This is a genomic window from Mesorhizobium sp. M7D.F.Ca.US.004.03.1.1 (assembly GCF_003998635.1).
Classification (GTDB): Bacteria; Pseudomonadota; Alphaproteobacteria; order Rhizobiales; family Rhizobiaceae; genus Mesorhizobium; species Mesorhizobium loti.
Genome location: NZ_RZQG01000454.1, coordinates 1 through 4,805 on the forward strand (window position 1 = coordinate 1; position 4,805 = coordinate 4,805).

At 63.8% G+C, this 4,805-nt stretch carries 4 protein-coding genes and 1 pseudogene; 4 read left to right on the forward strand and 1 reads right to left on the reverse strand.

The window, feature by feature from the left end:
* The 4 genes and pseudogenes from EN935_RS42220 to EN935_RS22575 form a co-directional block, all read left to right on the forward strand.
* Positions 1-150 (forward strand): annotated as a pseudogene (locus tag EN935_RS42220) (cytosine deaminase); the annotation flags it as partial.
* Positions 150-1,553, forward strand: a complete 1,404-nt coding sequence (locus tag EN935_RS22565) for an FAD-binding oxidoreductase (protein ID WP_127373625.1) — start codon at positions 150-152, stop codon at positions 1,551-1,553. The pseudogene EN935_RS42220 and the gene EN935_RS22565, both read left to right, overlap by 1 nt.
* Positions 1,553-2,134, forward strand: coding sequence for an NAD(P)H-dependent oxidoreductase (locus EN935_RS22570; protein WP_164757617.1), 582 nt, complete (start codon positions 1,553-1,555; stop codon positions 2,132-2,134). Before EN935_RS22565 ends, EN935_RS22570 begins: the two co-directional genes overlap by 1 nt.
* Positions 2,134-2,721: an NAD(P)H-dependent oxidoreductase gene (locus tag EN935_RS22575; RefSeq protein WP_127263233.1), complete on the forward strand. Its 588-nt coding sequence runs from the start codon at positions 2,134-2,136 to the stop codon at positions 2,719-2,721. The genes EN935_RS22570 and EN935_RS22575 overlap by 1 nt, the downstream gene beginning before the upstream one ends.
* Positions 2,722-2,803: 82 nt before the next feature.
* Here the strand turns inward: EN935_RS22575 and EN935_RS22580 are convergent.
* Positions 2,804-4,805 (reverse strand): FAD-dependent oxidoreductase (locus EN935_RS22580; protein WP_164771265.1); only part of this gene is annotated, 2,002 nt, incomplete at its 5' end.

Below are 4,805 nucleotides of genomic sequence, written 5' to 3' on the forward strand. Positions count from 1 at the left end.
GGGGATGCCGATTTCATCGTGTTCAAAGGTCGAAGCTGGACGGAATTGCTGTCGCGGCCCGAATCGGATCGCATCGTCGTGCGCAGCGGATGCGCAATCGACCGGCAATTGCCCGATTATGCCGAACTCGACGAGCTGATGGTGGAATGATGGACGTTTCGGCGCTCAAACGCGACCTCGAAGGCCTTAAGGTCGACGACAATCCGGCCATCGTCCAGCAGAAGAGCCGCGACTTCTACTGGTACAGCCCGGTGCTGCGGGAGCAGCTCGACCATGTCACAGGCGATCTGATCGTGACGCCGAAGAACGAGGCCGAACTGATCCGTGTGCTTGCCGCCTGTCACCGCCACGGCGTGCCGGTGACACCGCGCGGCAGCGGCACCGGCAATTACGGCCAGGCAATGCCGCTTTCGGGCGGCGTCGTGCTCAACCTTGCCGAGATGAACGAGATCAAGTCGATTGCGCTAGGTCGCGTGGTGACGGGACCAGGCGCGATCCTGGCCGACATCGACAAGGCGACGCGGGCGCATTCCGGGCAGGAGCTGCGGCTGTCGCCGTCCACCTACAACACGGCCTCGATCGGCGGCTTCATCGCCGGCGGTTCGGGCGGCGTCGGCTCGATCAATTTCGGCGGCCTGCGCGATTTCGGCAATGTGCTTCGCCTGCGCGTGGTGACCATGGAAGCCGAGCCGAAAGCGCTCGAGCTCACCGGCGAGGATCTGCACAAGGTCACCCACGCCTACGGCACCAACGGCGTCATATCGGAAGTCGAGATGCCGCTGACTGCAGCCTATGACTGGGTCGACGTCATTGTCGGTTTCGACGGCTTCATGGATGCCGCCCGCTATGGCAATGCGCTGGCCTGCCAGGACGGCATCCTCACCAAGCTGATCACGCCGATAGCGGCACCCGTGCCGCAGCTCTATTTCAAGCGGCACCAGAAATTCCTCCGGGAAGGGCAAAGCATCTGCGTCGTCATGGTGGCGCAGCATGGGCTCGATGCCTTCCTGGCCTTCACCCGCCGCGTCGGCGGCGAGGTGATCTACAATGCGGCCACGGCGACGCCGGATGAGAAAAAGGGCCTGCCGCCGGCCTATGAGCTGGCCTGGAACCACACGACGCTGAGGGCGCTGCGCGTCGACCCTTCGATTACCTATCTGCAATCGCTCTATCCCTTTCCCAACCAGCTGGCGCTGGTCGAAAAGATGGATGCGATGTTTCCGGGCGAGGTTTTCTCGCATCTGGAATTCGTGCGGCTGGACGGCAACATCACCTGCTTTGGCCTGCCGCTGGTCAAGTTCACCAGCGAGACGCGGCTCGACGAGATCGTGCGGCTGCATGAGGAGAATGGCTGCCCGATCTTCAACCCACACCGCTACACGCTGGAAGAGGGCGGCATGAAGCAGACGGATGCCGTGCAGCTCGCATTCAAGCACGAGACTGACCCGCAGGGCCTGCTTAACCCCGGCAAGATGATCGCCTGGGAAAACCCGGACTACGACTATCGTTCCGGCCGGACATTCCTGTTCAAGGGGCTGCAGAAGGCAGGCTGATGAACATCCTCGTGCTCTACGCCCATCCGGTCGAGACCAGCTTCAACGCCGGCCTGCACCGGATGATCGTCGAGCGGCTGGTGGCGGTGGGCCATACGGTCGACGACTGCGATCTCTATGCCGAGGATTTCGATCCGCGGCTGACACGCCAGGAGCGGCTGGACTATCACAACCAGCGTGGCCCCGCCGACGCTGTGGCGCCCTATGTCGAACGCCTGCTGCGGGCGGATGCGCTGGTGCTGTCCTATCCGGTCTGGAATTATGGTTTTCCAGCCATCCTGAAAGGCTTTTTCGATCGCGTCTTCCTGCCCGGCGTGTCGTTCAAGCTGGTCGACGGCAAGGTGCAGCCGTCGCTGCACAACATAAGCAAGGTTGCAGCGGTGACCACTTATGGCGGCAGCCGGTTCCGCGCCATGCTGATGGGCGATCCGCCGCGCAGGCTGATCAAGCGGATGCTGCGCGCCACCGTAAAACCCGGCGCGCCGGTGAGCTATCTCGCGCATTACGCGATGATCCTGTCTACCGACCGCACGCGCAAGGCTTTCATGGCCAAGGTCGCGGCACGCATAGAGGCGTTCTGATGCGCGCGCTGGTGGTCTACTGCCATCCGGTGCCGGAAAGCTTCTGTGCGGCAATTCGCGACGCTGCCGTCGACGTGCTGACACGAAGAGGCTGGGAGGTGCGGCTGCTCGACCTCTATGCCGAGAAATTCGACCCGGTGATGAGCTGCGACGAGCGGCGCTCCTACAACGACCAGGCGCCGCAGGACCCGGCGCTGAAGCCGCATTTCGAGCTGCTCAACTGGGCCGAAGCGATTCTGTTCGTCTATCCGACCTGGTGGTACGGGCTGCCGGCGATGCTGAAGGGCTGGCTCGACCGGGTGTGGGCGACGGACGTCGCCTTCAAGCTGCCGGCGGGCAAGGGGCGGATCAAGTCGCTGATGACGCATGTGACCAGGGTCGGCGTCATCACCACCTGCGGCGCGCCGACCTGGTGGAGCGTGGTCGTCGGCCAGCCGGGACGCAAGACCCTGCTGCGCGGCATGCGGGCGCTGTGCGCGACACGTTGCCGGACTTTTTTCCTGGCGCACTATCTGATGGATTCCTCGACGCCGGCGACGCGGGCTGCATTTCTGGCGAAGGTGCGAGGGAAGCTCGAGCGGTTTTAGGAGAGCTTTCTTCGCCCCGTTTACGGGGAGAAGATGCCGGCAGGCAGATGAGGGGCGGCGCCTCACTTGCAGAAAGACTGCGCTACATCTTCACCCGCTCGGCCTTCGGATCATACATCGGCTTCAGCGACGCTTCCGCCGCAAAGCGCTCGCCGGCGATCTCGATCTCGTAGGATGAGCCCAGCACATCCGCCTCGCTCTCGCCCTGGCACGGCACGTATCCCAGCCCGACGGCGCCGCCGAGGTGATGGCCGTAATTGCCAGACGTGATCGGACCGACGATCTTGCCGTCGCGCAGGATCGCCTCGTTGTGGAAGAGCAGGGGTTGCGGGTCTTTCAGCCGGAACTGGACCAGCCTGCGGTTCAGCCCGGCTTCCTTCTTGCGCAGCACGGCATCGCGGCCGATGAAGTCGCCCTTGGCCGTCTTCACAGCGAAGCCAAGGCCTGCTTCCAGCACATTGTCCTCGTCGGTGATGTCGTGGCCGAAATGCCGAAACGCCTTTTCGATGCGGCAGGAATCCAGCGTGTGCAGGCCGCAGAGTTTCAGGCCGACATCGGCGCCTGCCTCTTCGATCGCTTCGAAGACATGGGCCGCCTGGTCGGTCGAGACATAGAGCTCCCAGCCGAGTTCGCCGACATAGGTGACGCGGTGGGCGCGGGCCAGGCCCATGCCGATCTCGACCTCCTGGAACGTGCCGAACGGGTTGGTTTCGTTGGAGAAATCGTTGGGGCTGACCTTCTGGATCAGTTTGCGCGCATCCGGCCCCATCAGGCAGAGCACGCTTTCGGCCGCCGTCACGTCGGTGACGACGACGAATTCGTCGGTCAGATGTTTGCGCAGCCAGGCGAGATCGCGCTGCAGCGTGGCGCCTGGAACGACGAGAAAGAACGCCGTCTCCGACAGCCGCGACACCGTCAGGTCGCTCTCGATGCCGCCGCGCTGGTTGAGCATCTGGGTGTAGACGATCTTGCCCGGGGCCACGTCCATGTCGTTGGCGCACAGTCTTTGCAGGAAGGCGCAGGCGTCGCGGCCCTCAACCCGGATCTTGCCGAACGAAGTCATGTCGAACAGGCCGACGCTTTTCCTGACCGCGAGGTGTTCTTCGCGCTGGTTGTCGAACCAGTTCTGGCGCTTCCAGGAATAGCGGTATTCGCGCTCCTGGCCTTCACGGGCAAACCAGTTGGCGCGCTCCCAGCCGGCGACTTCGCCGAAGACGGCGCCGCGCGCCTTCAGATGCTCGTGCAGCGGCGAACGCCTGACATTCCTCGAGGTCGCCATCTGACGATAGGGGAAATGGTCGGCATAGAGCAGGCCGAGCGTTTCGGAGACGCGCTCCTTGAGATAGCGGCGGTTCTTCTGGAACGGCTGGGCGCGGCGAATGTCGACTTCCCACAGATCGAAGGGGGCTTCGCCGTCATTGATCCACTGCGCCAGCGCCATGCCGGCGCCGCCGGAGGAGACGATGCCGATCGAATTGTAGCCGGTCGCCATCCAGTAGCCGGACAGCTCCGGCGCCTCGCCGAGATAGTAGCGGTCGTCGGGGGTAAAACTCTCGGGACCGTTGAAGAAGGTGTGGATGCCGGCGGTCGCCAGCATCGGCATGCGGTTGACGCCCATTTCGAGGATCGGCTCGAAATGGTCCATATCCTCCGGCAGTTGGTCGAAGCAGAAATCCTCGCGGATGCCGTCCATGCCCCAGGGCTTTGCCACCGGTTCGAAGGCGCCCAGCATCATCTTGCCGGCGTCCTCCTTGTAGTAGGCGCACTCGTCAGGCACGCGCAGCACGGGCAGACGGGTGAGACCGGGGATCGGCTCGGTGACGAGATAAAAATGCTCGCAGGCGTGCAGCGGGATGGTGACGCCGTTCTGTGCTCCCAGTTCGCGCGCCCACATGCCGGCGCAGTTGACGACGATGTCGGCTTCGATGGTGCCTTGGTCTTCACCCTGTGCCCAGGACACCCCGGTGACGCGGCCAGCCCTGGTGTGGACCTTGGTGACCTTCACATTCTCGACGATGGTGGCGCCGCGCTGGCGCGCGCCCTTGGCCAGCGCCATCGCGATATTGGCAGGGTCGCACTGGCCG